The sequence below is a fragment of the Actinomadura barringtoniae genome (assembly GCF_017573505.1).
In the GTDB taxonomy this organism is placed as follows: domain Bacteria; phylum Actinomycetota; class Actinomycetes; order Streptosporangiales; family Streptosporangiaceae; genus Spirillospora; species Spirillospora barringtoniae.
The window spans coordinates 1-22,165 of record NZ_JAGEOJ010000006.1; the positions used below are offsets into that span (position 1 = coordinate 1).

At 70.2% G+C, this 22,165-nt stretch carries 18 protein-coding genes; 11 read left to right on the forward strand and 7 right to left on the reverse strand.

Translation table 11 applies throughout. The features are described 5' to 3' along the window. Positions 1-358 precede the first annotated feature (358 nt). From J4573_RS15360 to glgX, 3 genes are all read left to right on the forward strand, one after another. On the forward strand, positions 359-907 hold the full coding sequence (locus tag J4573_RS15360; RefSeq protein ID WP_208256159.1) for a DUF4262 domain-containing protein: 549 nt from the start codon (positions 359-361) through the stop codon (positions 905-907). A 38-nt stretch (positions 908-945) separates the two neighbouring features. After that, a complete protein-coding gene (locus J4573_RS15365; RefSeq protein WP_208256160.1) occupies positions 946-1,500 on the forward strand; it encodes a GNAT family N-acetyltransferase in 555 nt (184 codons plus the stop codon). Positions 1,501-1,592: 92 nt separating this feature from the next. Further along, a complete protein-coding gene (gene glgX, locus J4573_RS15370; RefSeq protein WP_208256161.1) occupies positions 1,593-3,683 on the forward strand; it encodes a glycogen debranching protein GlgX in 2,091 nt (696 codons plus the stop codon). Here the strand turns inward: glgX and J4573_RS15375 are convergent. Then, positions 3,680-4,090: a hypothetical protein gene (locus J4573_RS15375; RefSeq protein WP_208256162.1), complete on the reverse strand. Its 411-nt coding sequence runs from the start codon at positions 4,088-4,090 to the stop codon at positions 3,680-3,682. The genes glgX and J4573_RS15375 overlap by 4 nt on opposite strands. Before the next feature lie 156 nt (positions 4,091-4,246). Here J4573_RS15375 and J4573_RS15380 point away from each other — a divergent pair, with 156 nt between their 5' ends. Next, positions 4,247-4,936, forward strand: coding sequence for a pyrimidine reductase family protein (locus J4573_RS15380; protein WP_208256163.1), 690 nt, complete (start codon positions 4,247-4,249; stop codon positions 4,934-4,936). Here the strand turns inward: J4573_RS15380 and J4573_RS15385 are convergent. Together J4573_RS15385 and J4573_RS15390 are read right to left on the reverse strand one after the other, a co-directional pair. Beyond that, positions 4,921-5,619: a dihydrofolate reductase family protein gene (locus J4573_RS15385; RefSeq protein ID WP_208256164.1), complete on the reverse strand. Its 699-nt coding sequence runs from the start codon at positions 5,617-5,619 to the stop codon at positions 4,921-4,923. The two genes, J4573_RS15380 and J4573_RS15385, sit on opposite strands and share 16 nt — an antisense overlap. Positions 5,620-5,636: 17 nt before the next feature. Further along, positions 5,637-6,785 carry a DUF4190 domain-containing protein gene (locus J4573_RS15390; protein WP_208256165.1) on the reverse strand — a complete coding sequence of 383 codons (1,149 nt, stop codon included), beginning with the start codon at positions 6,783-6,785 and terminating at the stop codon, positions 5,637-5,639. Positions 6,786-6,904: 119 nt separating this feature from the next. Between J4573_RS15390 and J4573_RS15395 the strand changes: the two genes are divergently transcribed. The 3 genes from J4573_RS15395 to J4573_RS15405 all read left to right on the forward strand — a co-directional run bounded on the left by J4573_RS15395 (position 6,905) and on the right by J4573_RS15405 (position 11,290). Then, positions 6,905-7,981, forward strand: a complete 1,077-nt coding sequence (locus J4573_RS15395; protein WP_208256166.1) for an ATP-dependent DNA ligase — start codon at positions 6,905-6,907, stop codon at positions 7,979-7,981. Positions 7,982-8,175: 194 nt separating this feature from the next. Beyond that, entirely contained in the window at positions 8,176-10,356 is a 2,181-nt protein-coding gene (locus tag J4573_RS15400) for a right-handed parallel beta-helix repeat-containing protein (RefSeq protein ID WP_208256167.1), read from the forward strand. Between the two features lie 118 nt (positions 10,357-10,474). Then, positions 10,475-11,290, forward strand: coding sequence for an alpha/beta fold hydrolase (locus J4573_RS15405; RefSeq protein ID WP_208256168.1), 816 nt, complete (start codon positions 10,475-10,477; stop codon positions 11,288-11,290). 122 nt (positions 11,291-11,412) lie between these two features. Here J4573_RS15405 and J4573_RS15410 read toward each other — a convergent pair whose 3' ends face one another. Further along, positions 11,413-13,116 (reverse strand): alkaline phosphatase D family protein, encoded by a 1,704-nt coding sequence (locus tag J4573_RS15410; protein WP_208256169.1) that lies wholly within the window; start codon positions 13,114-13,116, stop codon positions 11,413-11,415. A gap of 247 nt (positions 13,117-13,363) precedes the next feature. On the opposite strand from J4573_RS15410, the gene J4573_RS15415 reads away from it, so the two are divergent. Further along, complete coding sequence (locus tag J4573_RS15415; RefSeq protein WP_208256170.1) at positions 13,364-15,919, forward strand: HelD family protein; 2,556 nt, start codon at positions 13,364-13,366, stop codon at positions 15,917-15,919. Here J4573_RS15415 and J4573_RS15420 read toward each other — a convergent pair. Continuing rightward, positions 15,865-16,836 carry an ornithine cyclodeaminase family protein gene (locus tag J4573_RS15420; protein ID WP_208256171.1) on the reverse strand — a complete coding sequence of 324 codons (972 nt, stop codon included), beginning with the start codon at positions 16,834-16,836 and terminating at the stop codon, positions 15,865-15,867. The genes J4573_RS15415 and J4573_RS15420 overlap by 55 nt on opposite strands. After that, on the reverse strand, positions 16,833-18,281 hold the full coding sequence (locus J4573_RS15425) for a sulfatase family protein (protein WP_208256172.1): 1,449 nt from the start codon (positions 18,279-18,281) through the stop codon (positions 16,833-16,835). The genes J4573_RS15420 and J4573_RS15425 overlap by 4 nt, the downstream gene beginning before the upstream one ends. 158 nt (positions 18,282-18,439) lie before the next feature. On the opposite strand from J4573_RS15425, the gene J4573_RS15430 reads away from it, so the two are divergent. Further along, positions 18,440-19,885, forward strand: coding sequence for an aldehyde dehydrogenase family protein (locus tag J4573_RS15430; RefSeq protein WP_208256173.1), 1,446 nt, complete (start codon positions 18,440-18,442; stop codon positions 19,883-19,885). Between the two features lie 40 nt (positions 19,886-19,925). On the opposite strand, the gene J4573_RS55310 is transcribed toward J4573_RS15430, so the two are convergent. Further along, on the reverse strand, positions 19,926-20,492 hold the full coding sequence (locus J4573_RS55310; RefSeq protein ID WP_208256174.1) for a TetR/AcrR family transcriptional regulator: 567 nt from the start codon (positions 20,490-20,492) through the stop codon (positions 19,926-19,928). Between the two features lie 89 nt (positions 20,493-20,581). Here J4573_RS55310 and J4573_RS15440 point away from each other — a divergent pair, with 89 nt between their 5' ends. Beyond that, positions 20,582-21,784: an MFS transporter gene (locus J4573_RS15440; protein ID WP_208256175.1), complete on the forward strand. Its 1,203-nt coding sequence runs from the start codon at positions 20,582-20,584 to the stop codon at positions 21,782-21,784. Further along, positions 21,753-22,139, forward strand: a complete 387-nt coding sequence (locus J4573_RS15445; RefSeq protein ID WP_208256176.1) for a nuclear transport factor 2 family protein — start codon at positions 21,753-21,755, stop codon at positions 22,137-22,139. The genes J4573_RS15440 and J4573_RS15445 overlap by 32 nt, the downstream gene beginning before the upstream one ends. Positions 22,140-22,165: the final 26 nt, after the last annotated feature.

Sequence of the window (22,165 nt, forward strand, 5' to 3'; positions counted from 1 at the left end):
CCTCGGGCTCCTCATAGCGGATCAACTGCGGCGCCCACCGGAGCGCTTTGAACGCCTCGTGCCGTTCCTCGATGGGACGCCGCCAGAAGTCCCAGTCCGTCAGATCGATGCTCTCAGCGTCGAGCATGCGCACCCCATCTCCACCCACATCACGACTTTACGGTGAGCGACCGTTCCGATGTTCTCCGGGGATGACCGCCCGGTCGACTTGCCCGGCGGATAGGGTCTTTCACGTGTGGAGGGGGTTGACGGGGCCTTGCGCGACGAGGTCTGGCGGGCGTCCTGACTGGATGCCGACAGTGACGGTTGACGCGGGCGCGGTGAGATGCCGGACCGAAAAGATCGTAGGCTGAAGGTCATGTCCGACGGCCGTCCCCCGTGCAACTGCATCATCGATCACGATTACGGTGATCGGGACCGCATGGACAACTTCGAGCTCCGCACGATCGTGCACATCAGCGAGTACGGGTGGAGTGTCGTGCTGGTCCACGGGGACGACGGCGGGCCCGGCTGGGCGTACACGATCGGGCTGTGGCACAGCCATCGCACCCCCGAGCTCGGCATGTTCGGCGGCGACGTGTACGAGATGGAGGCGATCCTCAACACCCTCGGCAGGCAGGCCGCCGAGGGCGAGGCTCCCGGCGACGGCGACCGGCGCGATGCCGTGGTGCGCGGGCAGGCCGCCGCGTTCCGCACGGTCGACTCGCGCTGGTATCAGGCGATGTTCAAGGGCGCCCTGTCGTTCTACCGCAAGCCGCCGCTCCCTTTTCTTCAGGTCGTCTGGCCCGACCAGCGCGGCCTGTTCCCGTGGCAGCCAGGGACCGAGCTTCCCTTTCGCCACTCCCAGCCCTGGCTGTGGCTCGCGCCCACCCAGCACCCCGACGGAGCCTGGACCCGCCACCTCTAGGGGCTGGCGCACGCGGCTTCAGGGCGTAAGGTCATCGGGTGTTCGGGCCGATCGCGGGAAACATCACCACGCAGCGCCTCCAGCTGGAGCCGCTCGCCGTTCACCATGCCGGTGAGATGGCCGAGGCGCTGAACGATCCGCGGCTGCACGAGTTCATCGGCGGCGAGCCGCTCACCGTCGAGGAGATGCGACGCAGGTACGAGCACCTGGTCGCGGGCCCGGCGCCGTTCCACCAGGAGTGGTGGCTCAACTGGATCATCCGGCGGCGGCGCGACGGGCAGGCCGTGGGGTACGTGCAGGCCACGGTGACGCCGGGCGCGGAGGGGCTGCGGGCCTCGATCGCCTGGGTCGTCGGCATGCCGTACCAGGGGTTCGGGTTCGCGACCGAGGCCGCCCAGGCGATGGCCGGCTGGCTGCGCGCCAACGGGGTGGCCGAGATCGAGGCGGCCATCCACCCTGAGAACTCCGCGTCCGAGGGCGTCGCGCGCAGGTTGCGGCTGCGTCCGACGGACGAGACGTCCGACGGCGAGACGATCTGGCGCATGGATCCCGGATTCCCGGGCACGCCGAATGTCCCCGAAACCAAGGCGTAACAGCACGATCTCGGATTGGGGCATACGGATCGGCTGCGGGTAAGTCAAAATCAACGGGGTCCGAGGACGACTCGGTGGAGGAGTGGGGAAGCATGCCCGAGGTCTGGCCCGGCGAGCCGTACCCGCTGGGCGCCACGTGGGACGGCACGGGCACCAACTTCGCACTGTTCTCCGAGGTCGCGACGCGCGTGGAGCTCTGCCTCTTCGACGCCGACGGCAACGAGGAGCACTACGACCTACCCGAGGTCGACGGCTACCTGTGGCACGGATACCTGCCCGGTATCGGCCCGGGCCAGCGCTACGGCTACCGGGTGCACGGCCCGTACCGGCCCGAGCACGGCCACCGCTGCAACCCGGCCAAGCTGCTGCTGGACCCCTACGGCAAGGCCGTCGAGGGCGAGGTGCGCTGGCACGAGTCGCTGTTCTCCTACCGGTTCGGCGACCCGGACGCGTTCAACGACGACGACAGCGGCCCGTACATGCCGAAGAACGTGGTCATCAACCCGTTCTTCGACTGGGGCGACGACCGGCCGCCGCGCGTCCCGTACCACCAGAGCCTGATCTACGAGGCGCACGTGAAGGGCCTCACCAAGCTGCATCCGGGGATTCCCGAGGAGCAGCGCGGCACGTACGCGGGGCTGGCGCACCCGGTGATGATCGACCACCTGACCGAGCTGGGCGTGACGGCGGTCGAGCTCATGCCGGTGCACCAGCACGTTCCCGAGCACGCGATGGTGGCGCGCGGGCTGACCAACTACTGGGGTTACAACACCATCGGGTTCCTGGCGCCGCACAACCGCTACAGCTCCTCCGGGGAGTACGGCGAGCAGGTGCTGGAGTTCAAGGCGATGGTGCGCGCGCTGCACGAGGCCGGAATCGAGGTGATCCTGGACGTCGTCTACAACCACACCGCCGAGGGCGACCACCTCGGGCCGACCCTCTCGTTCCGCGGCATCGACAACGCCTCGTACTACCGGCTGCGCGACGACGACGCGCGCTACCACCTCGACTACACCGGGTGCGGCAACTCCCTCAACGTGCGCAGCCCGCACTCGCTGCAGCTCATCATGGACTCGCTGCGCTACTGGATCCTGGAGATGCACGTCGACGGGTTCCGCTTCGACCTCGCCTCGGCGCTGGCCCGTGAACTGCACGACGTCGACCGGCTGTCGGCGTTCTTCGACCTCGTTCAACAGGACCCCGTCGTCTCCCAGGTGAAGCTGATCGCCGAGCCCTGGGACGTCGGCGAGGGCGGCTACCAGGTCGGCAACTTCCCGCCGCTGTGGACGGAATGGAACGGCAAGTACCGCGACACCGTCCGCGACTTCTGGCGCGGCCACTACGCGACGCTGCCCGAGTTCGCCTCGCGCCTCACCGGCTCCAGCGACCTCTATGAGCACAGCGCCCGCCGCCCGTTCGCGTCCATCAACTTCGTGACCTGCCACGACGGCTTCACGCTGAACGACCTGGTCTCGTACAACGTCAAGCACAACGACGCCAACCTGGAGGCCAACCGGGACGGCACCGACGACAACCGCTCCTGGAACTGCGGCTACGAGGGCCCGACCGACGATCCCGACATCAACGAGCTGCGCCGGCGCCAGCGCCGCAACTTCCTCGCGACGCTGTTCCTCTCGCAGGGCGTCCCGATGCTCCTGGCGGGCGACGAACTCGGCCGCACCCAGCACGGCAACAACAACGCCTACTGCCAGGACAACGAGATCTCCTGGGTGTCGTGGACGAACTCCCCCGACGACTTCGTCCGGCTCCTGTCAACGCTGCGCCGGGACCATCCGATCTTCCAGCGCCGCCGCTTCTTCACCGGCGAGCCGTCCGACGAGAACCCGGCCGACATCGTCTGGCTGACGCCCGCCGGCGAGGCCATGACCGACGACGACTGGCACGCCGGCTACGCCAAGTCGATCGGCGTGTTCCTGAACGGCGACGCCATCACCGAGCCCGACCCCCGCGGCCGCCCCATCCGCGACGACTCGTTCCTCATGCTGATCTCCGCGCACTCCGAGCCGGTGGTCTTCACCCTCCCCGGCCCCGAGTACGGCGAACGCTGGGAACTCGTCCTGGACACCGCCGACGCCATGACCGGCGAACGCAGCCGTCTCAAGGCCCGCGACGACGTCCAGGTGCACAGCCACGCCCTGATCGTCCTCCGCCGCTCCGTCTAACCCCGGCTGACCTCGATCGCGACCAGAAAAACCAGCACAAACGTCGTTACGGCCACAGCCCCGTGCACCAGCACCGCGACCATGGGGAACACCTGCTCGGCTCCCCGCGCGTGCCGCCCTCCCCGGCTGACCAGCCACCGCGTCAACATCAGGAACCCCTGAAAGATGACCACCCAAAGGGCACCGAACGCGATCCACGCGTACAGCACCTCCCCCGAGACCAAATAGGCGATCCAGACGACCAGCCCCACCACCGCCGACAACGGATGCCCCACCACGACCAGAATCGGAAACCGCGTCACCTTGGTCGCCTGCTCCTTCAGGCCCCCGTTCCGCAGCCACCCCGTCAACAGATAGACCCCCGCGATGGCAGCCCCGACCCACGCCACGAGCGCAGCAAACTCCACCCCCGCTCCTTCCTGTGGTGTCCCTCCCCTGGGCCCAGTGTGACGTGGCCCACGTCCCCACCATGCCCGTTTCGTGAAGATGGCAACACAAACCGTGACTTGGGTCGCTTATCCCCCTCAGGTCCCAGCCACCGCTCCTTGGGTAACGTTCGATCTGTGGAGCAGCTACCAGCGGAGCCCGAACGCCTTCGCGAGGCGTACGCCTATCCCGACGACCGGGTGTGGGTGCGCGCGAACATGGTCGCCAGCGTCGACGGCGCCGCCACCCGCGACGAGCGAAGCGGCGGCTTGGGCAACGCCAACGACCGGCGGTTGTTCGCCACGTTGCGCGGCCTGGCCGACGTGGTCGTCGTGGGTGCGGGCACGGCGCGCGCCGAAGGCTACGGCCCCGCGCAGCCTGGGCCGAGCGGACGCGCCCCTCGCCTGGCGATCGTCTCCCGCCGCCTCGACCTCGACTTCGAAACGCCCCTCTTCACCGATGCCCGGCAACGCACGATCCTGCTCGCCCCGGAGAACGCTCCTGCCAACCGCCTCTGGCGTGCCCGCGAGAACGCGGACGTCATCCTGGCGGGCGAGGACCGCCTCGACCTCGCCGTTGCCATCCAAGAGCTCGCCTCGCATGGCTTCTCGCGCATTCTCTGCGAGGGCGGGCCGAGGATCCTGGCGCAGCTGGTGACGGCCGGGGTGCTGGACGAGCTGTGCCTCACCGTCAGTCCCGTTCTGCTCGCCGGTGACGGCCCGCGCATCGTGAACGGTCCTCCCGCGCTCAAGCCCGCCGAACTCCGCCTCACCCACGCGTTCCGCGACGACGAGGACTTTCTCTTCCTGCGCTACAGCCGCCGATAGCCGTTCAGGGCGTAGCGGAGGAAGAGGACGGACTCGTCTTCGTAGAGGGCGGTCAGGTCCAGGTCCACACGGGATTCCAGGCCGTTGACAAGGCGCGTGTGGCGAGGGCTGCCCAGGAGGGCGGGGGCCAGGTTGAGGCAGATCTCGTCCACCAGGCCCGCGCGGATGAGGGACGTCGCCAGCTCCGGGCCGCCCTCGCAGAGGAGACGGTCGAAGCCCAGGTATTCGCGCAACGTGTCGATGGCGATCGGCAGGCTGCCCGCGTTCACCACCTCAACGGTCTTGGGGACCTGAGGGGCGCGCGGCTGAGGGGTGACGACCACGGTCGGGGCCTCGGCTGAGGTGAAGAGCGGCAGGGACCAGTCCAGGTCCAGGCTGCGGCTGAAGACGACGATGGGAGCGGGCGGCGCGCCCCGGCGTTCGCGAAGGTCGGGACGGAGGCGGGCCGGGCCGACGCGACCCGTGCGCACGGTGGATGCGCCGATCAGGATCGCGTCGGCCAGGGCGCGCAGCGTACGGAAGACCCGGAAGTCCGCCTCGCCGCCCAGACCGTCGGTCCAGCCCTCTTCATCGGTGACCGAGCCGTCGGCGCTCATCACCATGCCCAGGCGCAGGCCCGGAGCGTCGGCATAGGCGTCGTACGGATCGACGTCGGTGACGGGACCCGGCAAGAGACGGCGCATGACCTGCAGATTATCGGTCAGGGCATGACCGAACGGGTGAGCTCCCCCTTCATGGGGGCCGCGAAGCACTTCACGTTCCGTGAGCCCATCTTCCACTCATCCTGGATGGGGTCCGCGTGAACATAGCCGACGTCGACCTTCACGGGGTGCTTGTCGAAGTAGGAGCGCAGCCGGGTCTGGCAGCCCTTCTCAGACTGCCGGCGCACGGTGGCGGAGCCGGGCCAGTCTCCCGCCGGCAGATCGAAGGTGAGCACCAGCTGGGCGTTGTGCCGCTTGGAGCACGGCACCGTTTTGACCGCTGTGCTCTCGCCCTCTCCGTCCTTCTGGATGAGGCAGTCGCCGGGCTTCAGAGCGTTCCAGCTCTTCATGCCCGGTTCGGCCGGGGAGAGATCGAGGCTGCCGGTGAGCTTGGCTCCGGTGCTCGCCCCCAGGCACTGCACCACCCTGTCGCCCAGAGCCCAGCTGGCCCGGGTCGGGTAGAGCAGGTACGGGTTGACCGACGTCCGATACCGGCTGGCGTCGAGCCGTCCGCCGACCCGTGCGTAGCAACCGCTTTCCGCGGACCGGATCACCTCCTGCTGGCCCGGGAATCCGCCCTTCGGCAGGTTGAAGCTCGCCAGCACCTCGCCGTCATGCGGCTGGGCGCACGGGAGGGCGGTGGTGCTCCTGGCCGTCTTGTCGTGGGGAACGCCGTTGAAGCAGTCGCCGACCTTGAGGTCGGCCAGGAGGGCGCGGCCCTTCTGGGTGACGTGGCCCGAGTCGTCGCGGTCGGGGGTGAACGCGGCGCCGATGGCGGCGACCCCGATGATCAGGGCCAGCCAGACCAGGGACAGCGCCATCCCGATGATCGCCATGGCCTTGCCACGGCCGCCGCGGCGGCGGATCTGGACGAGGGCGGCGATGCCGAAGATGATCGACAGCCCGATGCCGCCGATGATCCCGAGGACCAGCGCGGCGATCGAGAAGCCGTTGAACTTGGGCTTGTGATACTGGGCCGGCAGATAGGGCGCGGCGACGGGCTGTGGCGGGAAGGCGCCGGGAGCAGCCTGGGGTCGGGGGCCTAGGTATGGCTGGGGGTCGGGATGCGGCTGGGCCTCGGGGGCCGGTTCGGAGGGAGCGCCGGGAGGGGCCCAGCCGGGCTCCTCCGTGGGGGGTGGCTGCGTCATGAGCCGGAAGAGTATTCACATTTCACGACTAATCGTGCATTTTGGACGTCCTATGTCGGCCGTCACAAGATCGTGACCACCCTGCCGGCGCTGTCAGACGGGTGGGGGAGGATAGGGCCATGGACCTGCCGATCAGTCCGCCGTTGCCGCCGATGCTCGCCAAGGCGGTCAAGGCAATGCCCAAGGGCGACCTTTTGTACGAGCCGAAGTGGGACGGATTCCGTTGCATCGTCTTCCGTGACGGCGACGAGGTGGAACTGTCCAGCCGCGGCGAGAAGCCGCTCACCCGCTACTTCCCCGAGCTCGTCGAGGCCGCCAAGCGAGAGCTCCCCGAGCGCTGCGTGGTGGACGGCGAGATCGTGCTGCGCAAGGGCGCCAAGCTCGAGTTCGACCTGCTCCAGCAGCGCATCCACCCCGCCGCATCCCGGGTGAAGATGCTGTCGGAGGAGATGCCCGCCTCGTTCGTCGCGTTCGACCTGCTGGCGCTCGGCGACGAGTCGCTGATGGAGGTGCCGCTCGGCGAACGGCGGCAGCGGCTGGTCGACACCCTGTCCGGGGTCGAGGCGCCGTTCCACGTGACGCCCGCGAGCGACTCCTACGAGCTGGCCTTGCAGTGGTTCGAGGAGTTCGAGGGCGCGGGCCTGGACGGGGTGATCGCCAAGCCGCGCGACATCGAGTACATGCCCGACAAGCGCGCCCTGTTCAAGGTCAAGCACGAGCGGACCGCCGACTGCGTGGTCGCGGGCTTCCGCTGGCACAAGTCCGGGCCGATCGTGGGCTCGCTGCTGCTCGGCATCTACAACGACCAGGGCCAGCTCCAGCACGTCGGGGTGGCGGCCTCGTTCACCATGAAGCGCCGCGAGGAGCTGGTGGAGGAGCTGAAGCCCTACCTGGCCGAGGACCTGTCCGAGCACCCCTGGGGCGAGTGGGCCAAGCAGAGCGAGGCGACGGTCGACCGGATGCCCGGCGCGGTCTCGCGCTGGACCGGCAAGAAGGACCTCAGCTGGGTCGCGCTGCGGCCCGAGCTGGTCGTCGAGGTGGCCTACGAGGCGATGGAGGGCAACCGGTTCCGCCACACGGCCCGCTTCCGGCGGTGGCGCACCGACCGCACCCCCGAGTCGTGCACCTACGAGCAGCTCGAGGTCCCGGTCGCCTACGACCTGGACGACATCTTCTCGGGCGGCGCCGGCTCCTGACGGGCTCGGCGCCGGCCGCTGAGGGCCTCGGCGTCGGCTCCCGACGGCCTCGGATCAGCTCCCTTGAGGTAAAGGCAGGCCATCGCGGCGCGTGTCGGCCGCGGACGTGACCGGGCGGCGGTCCTACGGTGCGATGCCGTACGCCGTCGTCAGGGTCACGGCCGCGGTCCCCACCGCGGCCCAGGGGGATATCGATGGTCCGTTTCGTGCTGCCCGCGGGCACGCTCGGCGCCGCGGCACCGGTGGGTGCGGCGCTCGTGCTCGCCTTGCAGAACGGTGCGCTCGCCGCACCGTGCCCGTGCGCCAAGATCGAGGTGTACGTCGACTGCGCGGCCAAGGCCGGCGGCACCGGCAAGCAGGACTCGCCGTTCAGCTCGCTCGCCCCGGTCAACGGGCTGAAGCTGAAGGCGGGCGACTCGATCCGGCTGAAGCGCGGCGCGTCCTGCCAGGGCTCGCTGACCGTGCGGGGCGCGGGCGAGGCGGGCAAGCCGATCGTGATCGGGCCGTACGGCGACGGCGGCAAGGCGCCCGTCGTCCAGGCGACCGGCGCCGAGCAGGCGCTCCTGCTGGAGGACGCCCAGTACGTGCAGGTGTCGGGCCTCGAGCTGACCGCGCCCGGTGACGGCACCAGGCCGCGCCGCGGGGTGTACGTGCTGGCCAAGGACTCCGGGACGATGCACGGCATCCAGCTGACCGGCCTCGATGTCCACGACGTGCGCGGCGAGGCCAAGCCGAGCGCCCCGAACGCGGGCGGCGCGGCGGCGTCGGGCGGGATCGTGGTCGAGGCCGCGGGCAGCGCCACCCCGACGACGTTCGACGACCTGAAGATCAACGGAAACCGGGTGCACGCGGTGGACGGCGCGGGGATCTCGGTCTGGTCGTCCTGGTGCCGCCGCCCGGACACGCCGTCGCCCGACGGCTGCTCGCAGGCCTGGACGCCGATCCGGCGCCTGGCGATCAACGGCGACCTGCTCTGGGACGTCGGCGGCACGGGAATCCAGGTCGCGGCCACGCAGGGCGCGTCGATCACCGGCAACCACATCGAGGGCTTCAACGCCCGTTCGGGAACGTTCGGCGCGGGCGTGGCGGTCGCCGGATCGACCGGGACCGGCGTCTCCGGCAACGACGTGTCGGGCGGCAAGACCGGCGGGACCGGCGCGGCGTCCGCGGGTGGCATGGCCTACGACGTCGGAACGGGCACCGAAGGCCTCGCCCTCAAGGCCAATCTCTCCCACGACAACCGCGGCGGCTTCGTCCACCTGTGCGCGGCCAGCGGCTTCACCCTGAGTGGAAACGTTTCCATCGACGACCGGGCCCACGGGTTCCAGGTCTGCGACGCACCCCTCACCGGTGGCACGATCCGTGGCAACACCGTCTACCTCGCCGACGGCGTCGAGCAGCTGGTCGTGGACGCCGACACCGAGCAGAAGCTGGACGTGAAGTTCACCGGCAACCTGGTCGAGCGCGACGGCACCAAGGGCACGGTCGGCTGGAACGTCGCCAGCCCCGCCTGGGTCGTCGACCACAACCTCCTGCACGGCTTCCCGGTCCCGGCGACCGCGACGGCCACGATCAAGGCCGACCCGGGGTTCCTGGCGCCCGGGCTCGCCGATCCGGTCGCGTACCAGCTCATCGCAGGCTCCCCCGCCATCGGCGCGGGCGTCGGTGCGGGCGTCGGTGCGGGCGCGGCCAAGGGCGGGATCGACGGCTTCCCGGTCTCCCCCGCCAAGGTCCCGGCCGCCACACCCAACATCGGCGGTGTCCAGGCTCCCGCCGCGTTCCCGGCCGGGCTGGCCGACTCGTTCAACGCGGCCACGCCCGGGCAGGCACCGGCGGGCTGGCAGGTCACCGGGTCTGCGGCCGCGGCCGCCGACCCGTCGGGCGGGCTCGGCTCCTCGCTCGTCCTCACCGAACGCCCGACCCCGAGCACGGCGGTACGGCTGCTCCCGGTCAGCGGCGGCGTGGTCCGCGTACGCGCCCGGCTGCGTGCGAGCGACACCGGCCACACCGGCTGGCTGAAGGTACTGGACGCCAAGGACGGCACGGTCGCCGCCGTCGGCCTCACGCCGGGCGGCCACGTCGCGTTCACCGACGGCAAGCACGAGGAGCAGTCGGCGGCCGCCTACCCGCCGAACGCGTGGGTCCCGGTCTCGCTGCTGATCCGGCCCGAGGACGGCGCGTACGAGCTGTCGGTGAACGGCGTCCAGCAGGCCAAGGGCGCGCTGGGCGAGGGCGCGGGCCTGGCCGCCAAGATCCAGGCGGCCCTCTCCCCCGGCCCGGACGCCGCGAAGGGCACCGCGACGTTCACCGTCGACGACGTCCTCGTCACGCCGGAGCCCTGCCCGCCGGCCCCCATGCACGACGACCACGCCTGAATCGGGCAGAAAAGTTCGTGGAGCGTGTCGAATCCGGGGTTCGCCGTTCGAGGCATGACTGATCGGGAAAAGGAGCGAGGACGCGTTGGGTCCTCGCCCCCTACTGAAAAGGAATGTCATGCCCCACGTGATTTCGCAGGACGGCACCAGGATCGCCTACACCAAGACCGGCAGCGGGCCCGCCGTGGTCCTGGTCGACGGCGCGTTCGGGCACCGCGGGTTCGGCCCGAACGTGGACCTCGCCCCCGTGCTGGCCGAGAGCCACACGGTCTACGCCTACGACCGCCGGGGCCGGGGGGACAGCGGTGACACCCAGCCGTTCTCCCAGACGCGCGAGATCGAGGATCTGGAAGCGGTCATCGCCGAAGCCGGCGGCACGAGCGACGCAAGTGGGCCGGTGGCCGTGTACGCCATCTCCTCGGGTGCTCCCCTGGCGCTGGACGCGGCGCAGGCGGGCCTGCCCATCTCCAAGCTGGTCGTCTACGAGGCCCCCTTCGTCGTGGACGACTCCCGCAAGCCCATCCCCGACGACTTCCTCGCGCGGCTGAACGCTCTGATCGCGCAGGATCGCCGTTCGGAGGCCATCACGTACTTCATGACCAAGGGCGTCGCGCTTCCCGGCGTCTTCGTCATGCTGATGCGCCTGATGCCCGCCTGGTCGAAGCTGAAGAAGGTCGCCCACACCGTTCCGTACGATGTCGCGGGGCTCGGCGACACCGGCGCGGGCAAGGCGCTGCCGGCCGGCCGCTGGGCGGACGGCAAGGTCCCCACCCTCGTGGTCGCGGGCGGCAAGAGCCCGAAGTGGATGCAGAACGCCATGACGGCCCTCGCCGACGTGCTGCCCGATGCCCGGCACCGCACGCTGGAAGGCCAGATGCACATCGTCAAGGCCAAGGCGATCGCCCCGGTGATCACCGGCTTCGTCGATGACTGATCGGGAGGCCTGAGCGGGAGGGCTGAGCGGGGAGGGCTGGGCGGGGGGCTGAGCGGGAACGCGAATGGCCGGGCTCGTCCTGCGAAAGCGAGCCCGGCCAAGCCGCGAGGGCCTGAACGACCTTACGGGCGCCCGTCCTCGGCGTTGATGGTGTCCTGGATGATCTGCTCGTCGGACTTGGCGGCGAACGTCTTGGGCGCGGCGTAGGGGCGCAGGTAGGTCTGCTTGAGCCCCGGCACGCGGTCCTGGACGACGAAGGTCGCCTTGGTGGAGGCGGGCGCGTCGTGCGTGCGGACCGTCGCCAGCGTCTTGAAGTCGGCCTTCAGCTGCTGCTTGTCGATCCGCGTGATCACGTAGCCGCGCTGGTTGTTGTAGAAGCGCAGGTGCGAGTTGATCTTGAGGTACGGGTGGTCGGCCGGGTTGGAGTCCGCGCCGTCGCCGCCGCTGGTGATCGAGCTGCAGATCAGCTCGGATCCGACGGGCTTGGACGCGGGGTCGTCGTAGTTCAGCTTGAGGTCGCTGGCCCAGTGCGCGTGCACGTCGCCGGTGAGCACGACGGGGTTGCGCACGTGGGCGTCGACGAAGCCCTTGGTGATGCGGTCGCGGGAGGCCACGTAGCCGTCCCAGGCGTCCTGGCTGGTCTTCTTCAGCGGCCCGGCGTCGGCGTCGCGCTGGGCGAAGAAGACCTGCTGGCCGATGACGTCCCAGCGGGCGGTCGAACGGCGGAAGCCGTCGATCAGCCACTTCTCCTGCTCGGCGCCGGTGATCGTACGGTCCGGGTTGTTCGCCTCGGGGCAGACCTTGGTGCCGTCGCCGCAGGCCTGGTCGTCGCGGAACTGCCGGGTGTCGAGCATGTGGAAGTTGGCGAGGCGGCCCCACTTGATCCGCCGGTAGATCTGGATGTCCGGGCCGCTCGGCACGGAGCTTCGGCGCAGCGGCATGTTCTCGTAGTACGCCTGGAACGCGGCGGCGCGGCGCTTGAGGAAGTCGGCGGTGTCCGGGGTGTCCGAGCCCGCCTCGGGAACGTCGCGGGCCCAGTTGTTCTCGACCTCGTGGTCGTCGAAGACCACCAGCCAGGGCGCGACGGCGTGGGCGGCCTGCAGGTCGGGGTCGGCCTTGTACTGGGCGTGCCGCTGCCGGTAGTTGGCGAGCGTGACGGTCTCGGGGCCGTCGTGGTCGCGGACGTTGCCGCCCGGGACGGTGTAGACGCCCTTCTTGTACTCGTACTGGTAGTCGCCCAGGTGCAGGATCAGGTCCGGGTGCTCCTCGGCGAGCCGGCGGTAGGCGGTGAAGTAGCCGTGCTCGTACTGCGAGCAGGACACGAACGCCATCGCCAGCGCCGGGCCGAACGAGTCGCTGCGCGGCGCGGTGCGGGTGAGGCCGACCGGCGACACGTGGTTCTCGACCTTGAAGCGGTACCAGTAGTCGCGTCCGGGGCGCAGGCCGTTCAGCTCGACGTGCACGCTGTGCGCCGCCTCGGCGCGCGCGGTGACGGCGCCCTTGCGGTCGATGCGGCGGAAGTGCTCGTCGCTGGACACCTGCCACTCGACGCGGAAGTTCTTGGCGGGCATCCCGCCGAGGCCGTCGTCGGCATGCGGGTTGAGGGCCAGCCGCGTCCACAGGACGAAGCCGTCGGGGTCGGGGTCGCCGGAGGCGATTCCGAGGGTGAACGGGTCGCTCGGGAGCGTTCCAGCGCCGCGGCGTGCGGCGGGGGAAGCGGCGAGTGCGGTGCCGGGAACACCGGTCACGGCCGCGGCGGTGCCGACGGCCAGACCCGAGGTCACGAGGAAGGATCTCCGGTTGAGCGCGCGCGGAGCGTCAGCCATGGAGGGGAACCTTTCGGGGGGATGTAGGGCAAATCGCCCGACAGCCTCACGAAGATCCGTGACCGCGGAGCACCGCTCAGATGACGCTCAGTCCAACAAAAACGATCTTTTGGACGGATGCGGAGAAAGGTCCCCGGAGAAGCAAAAAAGGCCCGCGCGACGGCGGACCAACACTGGTGGTATCGTGGGTAATTGCGTCACACGGATACAGCACACCAATCCTATGAATGGAAGTGTAGCCACAGACATGGGAATCCGTCAAGTCGAGGATGTCAAGTCCCCAGAGGCCGCTCTTCGCGAGGAGCAGGAGTACGTCACCCGTGTCTACACCCGGCTCGACGCCGAGCGCGACGAGGCCGAGCGGACGGTGCGCGAGGGGCCCGGGGGCACGGGGGGCGGCGGGGCGTTCCAGGCCAGGCTCGAGCGCGCGGTCGCGACCGACGAGGCCGCCCGCCGCCTCGACCGGCTCACCGGCGTCGAACGCGGCCTGTGCTTCGGCCGCATCGACCACCGCCGCGACGACACCGCCCCCGAAGGCGAGGACGCCGATGAGGCCGGACCGCGCGACACGTTCTACATCGGCCGGATCGGGCTGCGCGACGAGCACCGCGAGCCGCTGCTGATCGACTGGCGCGCCGAGGCGGCCCGCCCGTTCTACACCGCGACGCCGACCTCCCCCGGCACCCTCGCGCGCCGCCGCCACCTGCACCTGCGGCTGCGCGAGCTGGTCCGGATCGACGACGAGGTCTTCGACCTCGACGGGCTGAGCACCGCCGACCAGAGCACGATCGTCGGCGAGGCGGCGCTGCTGGCGACCCTGCGGCGCGGCCGTACGGGCCGGATGTCGGACGTCGTCGCGACGATCCAGGAGGAGCAGGACCAGGTCATCCGCGCCGGCCTGCCCGGTGTGCTGGTCGTGCAGGGCGGGCCGGGCACCGGCAAGACCGTCGCCGCGCTGCACCGCGCCGCCTACCTGCTCTACACCCACCGCGAGGTGCTGGAGCGCCGCGGCGTGCTGGTCGTCGGGCCGAACGCGACGTTCATGCGCTACATCGAGCAGGTGCTGCCCGGCCTCGGCGAGAGCGACGTGGCGCTGGCGACGGTCGGCGAGCTCTTCCCGGGCGTGCGGGCGACGGCCGCCGAGACCCCGGAGGTCGCCATCCTCAAGGGCGGGCTGCGGATGGCGGGCATGATCGAGTCGGCCGTACGGGACCGGCAGCGCGCGCCACAGGAGGGCCTGGAGATCGAGAACGACGGGATGGTCCTGCGGGTGGAGCCGGCCCGGCTGCGGGAGATCCGCGACCGCGCCCGCAACCTGCGCGCCTCCCACAACGTCCAGCGCCGCCTCTTCGTGCACGACGTGCTGCAGGCGCTCGCGGTCGACCGGGCCGAGCAGTACGACAAGATGACCGACGAGCCGCTCCAGGAGATCCTCCGGTCCGGCAACGTTCCGCAGTGGCTCCAGGAGCTGCTCGACGAGGCCGAGGACCAGCCGCTGCTGGACGGGACCGACCTCAAGCTCGCCAAGGAGGCGCTCTGGGCCGAGCCGGCCGTACGGCAGCTGATCGACGATCTGTGGCCCGAGCTCACGCCGCAGCAGCTGTTGTCGGAGCTGTTCGCCGACGCCGCGGCGCTGGAACGCGTCGGGGGCGCGGCGGCGCTGACCAAGGCCGAGCGCGCCGACCTGTTCCGCCCGGCGGACGCGGAGTGGACCGTCTCGGACGTTCCGCTGCTGGACGAGGCCGCCGAGCTGCTCGGCGCGCCCGACGACGCCGCCGAACGGGCCCGGCTGCGGGCGGCGCAACGCGAGGTGGAGGCCGAGGAGCAGTACGCGCGCGAGGTCATCGAGTCCACCGGCGTCGAGCAGATCGGCATCCCCGAGATCGACCTGCTGAACGCGGGCGAGCTGGCCGAGCGGCACGTCGAGGACGCGCTGGAGCTGGCCGAACGCCAGCACTACGACGGCCTGCGGCTGACCACCGCGCAGCGCGCCGCCGCCGACCGCGAATGGGCGTACGGGCACGTGATCGTGGACGAGGCGCAGGAGCTGTCGGAGATGGCCTGGCGGGCGGTCATGCGCAAGGTCCCGACGCGTTCGCTCACGGTGGTCGGCGACGTCGCGCAGACCGGCAACCCGGCCGGGGCGCGGTCGTGGGGCGACATGCTCGACCGGTACGTGCACGGCCGCTGGCGCGAGCAGCGGCTCATGGTCAACTACCGCACGCCCGCCGCCATCATGCGGATCGCGGCCGACGTGCTGGCCGAGGTCGCGCCCGAGCAGACCCCGCCCGAGCCCGTACGCGACGACGGCCCGCCGCCCGGCGTGGTGCGGATGGACGCCGAGGGCATCCCCGGCGGCCTCCCGGCGTTGGTCGACGCCGAGCTGATCCAGATCACCACCGACCGGATCGGCGAGGGCCGGCTCGCTGTGATCGCCTCGGCGGCGACGCACCCGGCGGTACGGGCCGCGCTGCCGGACGCCGAGGCCGGGGCGACGCCCGAGGCGCTGGACTCGCCGGTCGTCGTGCTGACGCCCGAGGAGTCCAAGGGCCTGGAGTTCGACTCGGTGATCGTGGTCGACCCGGCCGGGATCATCGACGAGTCACCGCGCGGCGGACACGACCTGTACGTCGCCATCACCCGCGCGACCCGGCGCATGACCCTCGTCCAGGACGGCGACCTGCCGCCCATGCTGTCCGGCGTCAAGGCGCAGGAGGAGATTCAAGGCGAGCCGGGGGCGGCGGGCGTTCAGTCCCAGAGCGGCAGCGCCGACCCGGAGCCGTCCGCCGACGCGGCCCGGTAGAGGGCCTCGGCCGCGGCGACGTCCTGGAGGGCGGTGCCGGTGGAGTCGAACACCACGATCTCCTCCGCGCTCCGCCTTCCGGGACGTTCGCCGATCACGACCTGGCCGAGCTCGGCCGCCGCCTCGACGCCCGGCGCGTGGTGCAGCTCGCCGACCTCGCGGCACTGGTGCAGGACGTCCGCGATCACGGCCGCGCCCTCCAGCAGGTCCAGGTGCAGCTCGCGCTTGTCGGGCGCGTCCGAGCCGACCGCCGCGACGAACGTGCCGCGCTCGACGTCGGCGCGGCGCAGGTAGGGCTCGCGCGACGGCGTGAGGCCGATCACGATCTGGCTCTGGCGAGTGGCGTCGGCGTGGTCGGCGACCGCCGTCGTCTCGATGCCGTACTGCTCCCCTATTTGTGCGGCGAACCGTTCGGCGCGTTCGGGCGTACGGCTCCACACCAGCACGCGCTCGATCGGCCGTACCGCCGCGATCGCCTCGACGTGCGCCGCCGCCTGCGCGCCGACCCCGCACAGCGCGAGGGTCGACGCGTCCGGCAGCGCCAGGTGGCGGGCGGCCACGGCGGTCGCGGCGGCGGTGCGCAGCCGGGTGACCGTGGCCGACTCCATCAGCGCGAGCGGCTGCCCGTTCGTGCCGTCGAACAGCGCGATCACCCCGACGATGCTGGGCAAGCCGAGCGTGGCGGGCCGGTCGTAGAAGCATCCGCCGATCTTCACCGCGACCACCCCGGCGAGGCCGCTCGCCTTGATGTGGAACTCGCCGGGCGGGCTGTCGAGGTGCGCGAGCCGGCTCGGCATCGTCTCGCCGCGCGCGTACCGGGCGAAGACGTCCTCGATCAGGTCGATGTAGTCGGCGGGCGGCAGCAGCCGCTCGATCTCGGACCGGCTCAGCAACAGGGTCGGGGCGATCTTGTTCATGCCTCGTAGGGAAGCAGATCGGAGTTGATGTCGTCCCAGCGACGGCTCAGTTCCTTGAGCAGTTCGGGCTGGTGCAGGGCCAGGTTGGCCTGCTCGCGCGGGTCCGCCGACAGGTCGTAGAGCGCGTCGGCCGCCGCCTTTCCTTCGATCGGGGCGCGCAGGTACTTCCACTTGCCGCGGCGCAGCGCCCGCGAGGTCCTGGTCCGCCAGAACAGGTCGTGCTCGGGCGCGCGGGTGCCTCGGAGGAGGTACGGGGCGAGGCTCGTTCCGTCGAGAGGGTGGCTCGCGGCGGGCTTCACGCCGACGATCTCAAGGATCGTCGCGGTCCAGTCCTGGGAGATGACCGGGACGTGGCTGACCTGGCGCGGGCGGATGCGGGCGGGCCAGCGCAGGATGTTGGGCACGCGGATGCCGCCCTCGTTCAGGCTCGCTTTGGAGCCGGTGAGCGGCCACAGGTACGACCAGCGTTCGCCACCGTTGTCGCTGGAGAACAGGACGATCGTGTCGCGTTCCTGCCCTGTCTCGCGCAGCGCCTTCAGGACTCGCCCGATCCCGGCGTCCATCGCCTCGACCATGCGGCGGTAGGTGTCCAGCGACCCGCCGTCCTGGTGCCAGAGCGCCATCGGGTCACCGGCCTTGGAACGGGCGGTGATCTGCTTGCTCACCTCGCGGTCGCCGGGGGCCTCCCAGGGCCAGTGCGGCGCGGTGAAGTTGAGGTTCAGCAGCCAGGGCTTGTCGTGCTCGCCTCGCTCGTCGTGCCTGCCTCGTACGAAGGACGCGGCCCGGTCGGCGATCGTGTCGGTGTAGTAGCCGAGGTCCTCGGTCGGTACCTCGCCCTCATACAGGTCGACGGTCGTCCCGCTGACCTTGGAGTAATAGTCGACGGCGCCGGACAGGTTGCCGAAGAAGGTGTCCCAGCCGGACTTGAGCGGGCTGTACCAGGGCAGGAAGCCGCAGTGCCACTTGCCGAACATCGCGGTGTCGTAGCCCGCGCCCTTGAGGAGTGAGGCCAGGGTGGGGTGGCCCGCGGGGATGCCGAAGAGCTTGTCGGGGCGGGCGATCGGCTCCTCCAACCCGCCGCGCAGGCGGCCCGGGTAGCGGCCGGTGTAGAGCCCGAAGCGGGTGGGCGAGCAGACGGCCGCCGCCGAGTAAGCGTCGGTGAAGCGCACGCCCTGGCGCGCGAGGCCGTCGAGGTGGGGCGTACGGATGTGCGGCGATCCGTAGCTGCTCAGGTCGGCCCAGCCGAGGTCGTCGCCCAGGATGATGAGCACGTTCGGCCGGCGGGAGGCCTTGGCGCGCGGGTCGGCACGGAACCGCCGTTCCAGCGTCGGCGTCGTTGTCCCGGCCTCGGCGGAACGTTCCGATCCCAGCACAGCGCCGGCCGCGGTGACGGCCGCCGCCGCACCGATCGCCCCGCGCCTGCTCACACCCTCGTTCTCGGACACGCAAACCCTACTTTCCCTACCAATTCGATTAACTCAACCGAGATAGTAGGGAATATGGATGTGCAGGCGCAATGCCCGATCACGACCCCGGGGTTCCGCTGCGAGGTTGACCAAGCGTACGCTTGGTCGTCGAACGACGGGATTTCGGAAGGACGGCGATGACACAGGTCCGGGACTACTCCAACCTGATCGGCGGCGAGCTGCGGCCGGCCTCTGAGGGCGGCACGCTCGACTCGGTCAATCCGGCGACCGGCAAGGTCTGGGCCCGGATCCCGCGTTCCACCGCGGCCGACGCCGAGGCCGCCGTGGAGGCCGCGCGCAAGGCGTTCCCCAAGTGGTCCGGCATGCCCGCCGCCGGGCGCGCGCACTTCCTGCGCAAGGTGGCCCAGGTGTTCGCGGAGAACGCCAAGGAGCTGGCCGAGCTGGAAACTCTCGACAACGGCAGGCTCATCACCGAGACCGCCAAGCGCGACCTGCCCGGCATGACCTACCTGTGGACCAACGCCGCCGCCGAGTGCGCGGCGGCGGTCGAGGGCCGCAGCGTGGACTTCGGCCCTGCGAGCCAGGGCATCACCCGGCGCGAGCCGTACGGCGTGGTGCTCGGCATCATTCCGTGGAACTCCCCCATCTCCACGCTCTCCGCCAAGGCCGCGTTCGCGCTCGCAGCGGGTAACACCGTCATCATCAAGCCCGCCGAGCAGGCGACCGTGTCGTCCCTCCGCGTAGGCGAACTCCTGCGCGAGGTGCTTCCCCCTGGCGTTCTGAACATCGTCTCCGGCCTGGGCGACGAGGTCGGCGACCCGCTGGTGCGCAGCCGGGGCGTCAACAAGGTCAGCCTCACCGGCTCACCCGACACCGCGCGCATCATCACCCGCGCCTCCGCCGACACGCTCAAGCCCCTCGCGCTGGAGCTCGGCGGCAAGTCACCCAACATCGTGTTCGCCGACGCCGACCTCGACAAGGCCGCGCCCGGCGTCACCACACAGGCCATCTTCACCGCCAACGCGGGCCAGATCTGTTACGGCGGCTCGCGCATCCTCATCCAGCGCCCGGTGTACGACGAGATGCTCTCGCGCATGAAGGAGATCACCGCCGGCATCAAGCTCGGCGACACCCTCTCCCCCGACACCACGATGGGCCCGATCGTCTCCCGCGACCAGTACGAGCGCGTCACCTCCTACCTGGAGATCGGCGCCAAGGAGGGCGCCGAGCTGGTCTCCGGCGGCCGCTTCGGCGCCGAGCTCGTGGACGACGTGCACGCCGAGGGCTACTGGGTCGAGCCGACGCTCTTCGCGACCGACGACAACTCGCTGCGCGTCTGCCAGGAGGAGATCTTCGGCCCGGTCGCGGTCGTCCTGCCGTTCGACACCGAGGAAGAAGCGATCAAGCTGGCCAACGACTCGATCTACGGCCTGGCCGCCGGCGTCTGGACCACCAACCTGGGTACCGCGCAGCGCATGTTCCGCCGCCTCGACACCGGAACGGTCTGGGTCAACACCTACCGCAAGGTGATGTTCCCGCTGGAAGGCACCAAGGAGAGCGGCTACGGCAACGACTCGGTGCTGGCTTACACCCGAGAGAAGGCCGGCCTGTTCGAATTCTGAGCCCGTGCCGGCTCGTCACCCCCCGGGCGAGCCGGCACGTTCATTTCCCTGCCAGCGCCTGAACGGCCTTGGAAACCGCGTCGCGCAACTGCTCGGGCGAGAGCTCTCCGCCCAGGACCATGCGCCGGATCTGCGGCACCACAAATCCCCAGTTCACGACACCCAGCGTGAAGAACAGCAGCTCCCGGGCGTCAAGCTCTGAAGCATCAGCCGCCCCCGCCTCTCCGAGAGCGCGCACCTTGTCGCCGTAGTGAGCCGTCCGTACGGCCTCGTCGGGCACCTCGCCCGACCCGAGCTCCAGCGCTTCCCACATGAGCAGCCGCCAATGCTCCGGATGTGCCAGGTGGTAATCGACGAGCCCAGTCGCGTACCCCGCCATGTCCTTGCCATCGACCGGCACCGCCTCGGCGACGACGCGCATCTGCCGTTCCAGAACGGCACCGAACAGCGCCCGCTTGTCGCCGAAGTAGTCGTAGATGGCGCGCTTGTTGGCCTCGGCATCCTTGGCGATCCGATCCACCCGCGCCCCGGCGAAGCCGTACTCGGCGAACTCGGTGGTGGCCGCCTCCAGGATCCGTTCCTTGGTGGCGCTGGAGTCGTACGGCATGCTCACCACCCTAACGAACCAGTTCGTTTGACTGGCCCACGCTCATCAGAGTACCTTCCGAACCATCCAGTTCGTTCGGAAGGAGTCCCGTGGGACGCCGCCTGACCCTCCTGCTCGCGCTCACCTGCGGCGTGAGCGTCTCCACCATCTACTTCCCGCAAGCGATCACCCCGCTCATCGCCACCGGCCTCCACGTAAGCCCGGCAACCGCCGCCCTGGTGGCGACCACCGCCCAGCTCGGCTATGCCGCAGGCGTCTTCTTCCTGGTCCCCCTGGGCGACCGCCTGCCGCACCGCCCCTTGATCATCACGCTCCTGGCCCTCACCGGCCTAGGCCTCATAGCAGCCGGGGCAGCGCCCAACATTCCCGTCCTGGTCACCGCCGGCGCGTTCATCGGAGTGGTCACCGTCGTCCCGCAGGTCATCCTCCCGATGGCCGCCGGCCTGGTCTCCGACGACCGCCGTGGAGCCGTCACCGGCACGCTCCTCAGCGGCCTGATCGGCGGCATCCTCCTGGCCCGCACGTTCGGCGGAACGGTCGGCGCCTGGCTCGGCTGGCGCGCCCCCTACTTGATAGCCGCCGCCCTGCTGCTCCTCTTGGCCGCGACACTGACCGCGTCCATCCCCGCAACGGCCCCTCAGACCCGCGAGCCCTACCGTTCCCTCCTCACCGCAAGCCTCCGCCTGCTTCGCACCGAGCCCGAGCTGCGCCGTTCAGCCCTCTACCAAGCGACCCTCTTCGGTGGCTTCAGCGCAGCCTGGACGAGCCTCGCTCTCCTCGTCACCGGCCCGGCCTACGACCGTGGCCCCCAGACCGTGGGCCTCATCGCCCTGGTCGGCGCCGCGAGCATGTTCTGCACCCCCATCGCAGGCCGTTGGATCGACCGCCGAGGCCCCGATGTCGTCAACCTGACCTGCACCATCGGAGTCATGGCCGCAGCAGCGCTCCTGCTCCCGGGCACGATCGGCGGCATCCCAGGCCTGGTCATCCTCGGCGCGGGGATGCTCCTCCTGGACGTCGCCGTCCAATCCAGCCAAGTGGCGAACCAGTCCCGCATCTTCGCGCTCAACCCCAAGGCCCGCAGCCGCCTGAACACCGCGTACATGACCTGCTCGTTCCTCGGCGGCAGCGCGGGCTCATGGCTCGGCGTACGCGCCTACACCACCTTCGGCTGGCACGGCGTCTGTGCTCTCGTCGCCGTTGCCGCCGCGATAGCCCTCATCCGCCATCTCTTGCACCGCTCACCCATGAAGGAGACCCATGACGTTCCCAGCCATGCCGCAGTCCGTTGACCAGTTCTTCCGCGCCTCCCAAGCAGGCGATGCCCAAGCCTGGGCAGCCGCCTTCGCCGAAGACGCCCAATTCCACGACCCCATCGGCTCCACACCCCTAATCGGCCGCCCCGCCATCCAGTCCTTCATCGAAAGCGTCATCCCCGCCTTCAACCCGTTCCTAGGCCTAACCCCCTTCGAAGCCCACACCACCGGCACCCACGTAGCCGTCACCTGGCGAGGCTCCGCAGTCACCAAGACCGGCCGCCCCATCAACTGGTCCGGCATCAACACCTACGAACTCGACTCCGAAGGCCTGATCCAAGAAGCCAAGGCCTACTTCAACCAAGCAATCTTCCAAGCCCAGCTCGACTAAGCCCGCCCCTCCCGGGGAAGGAAAGG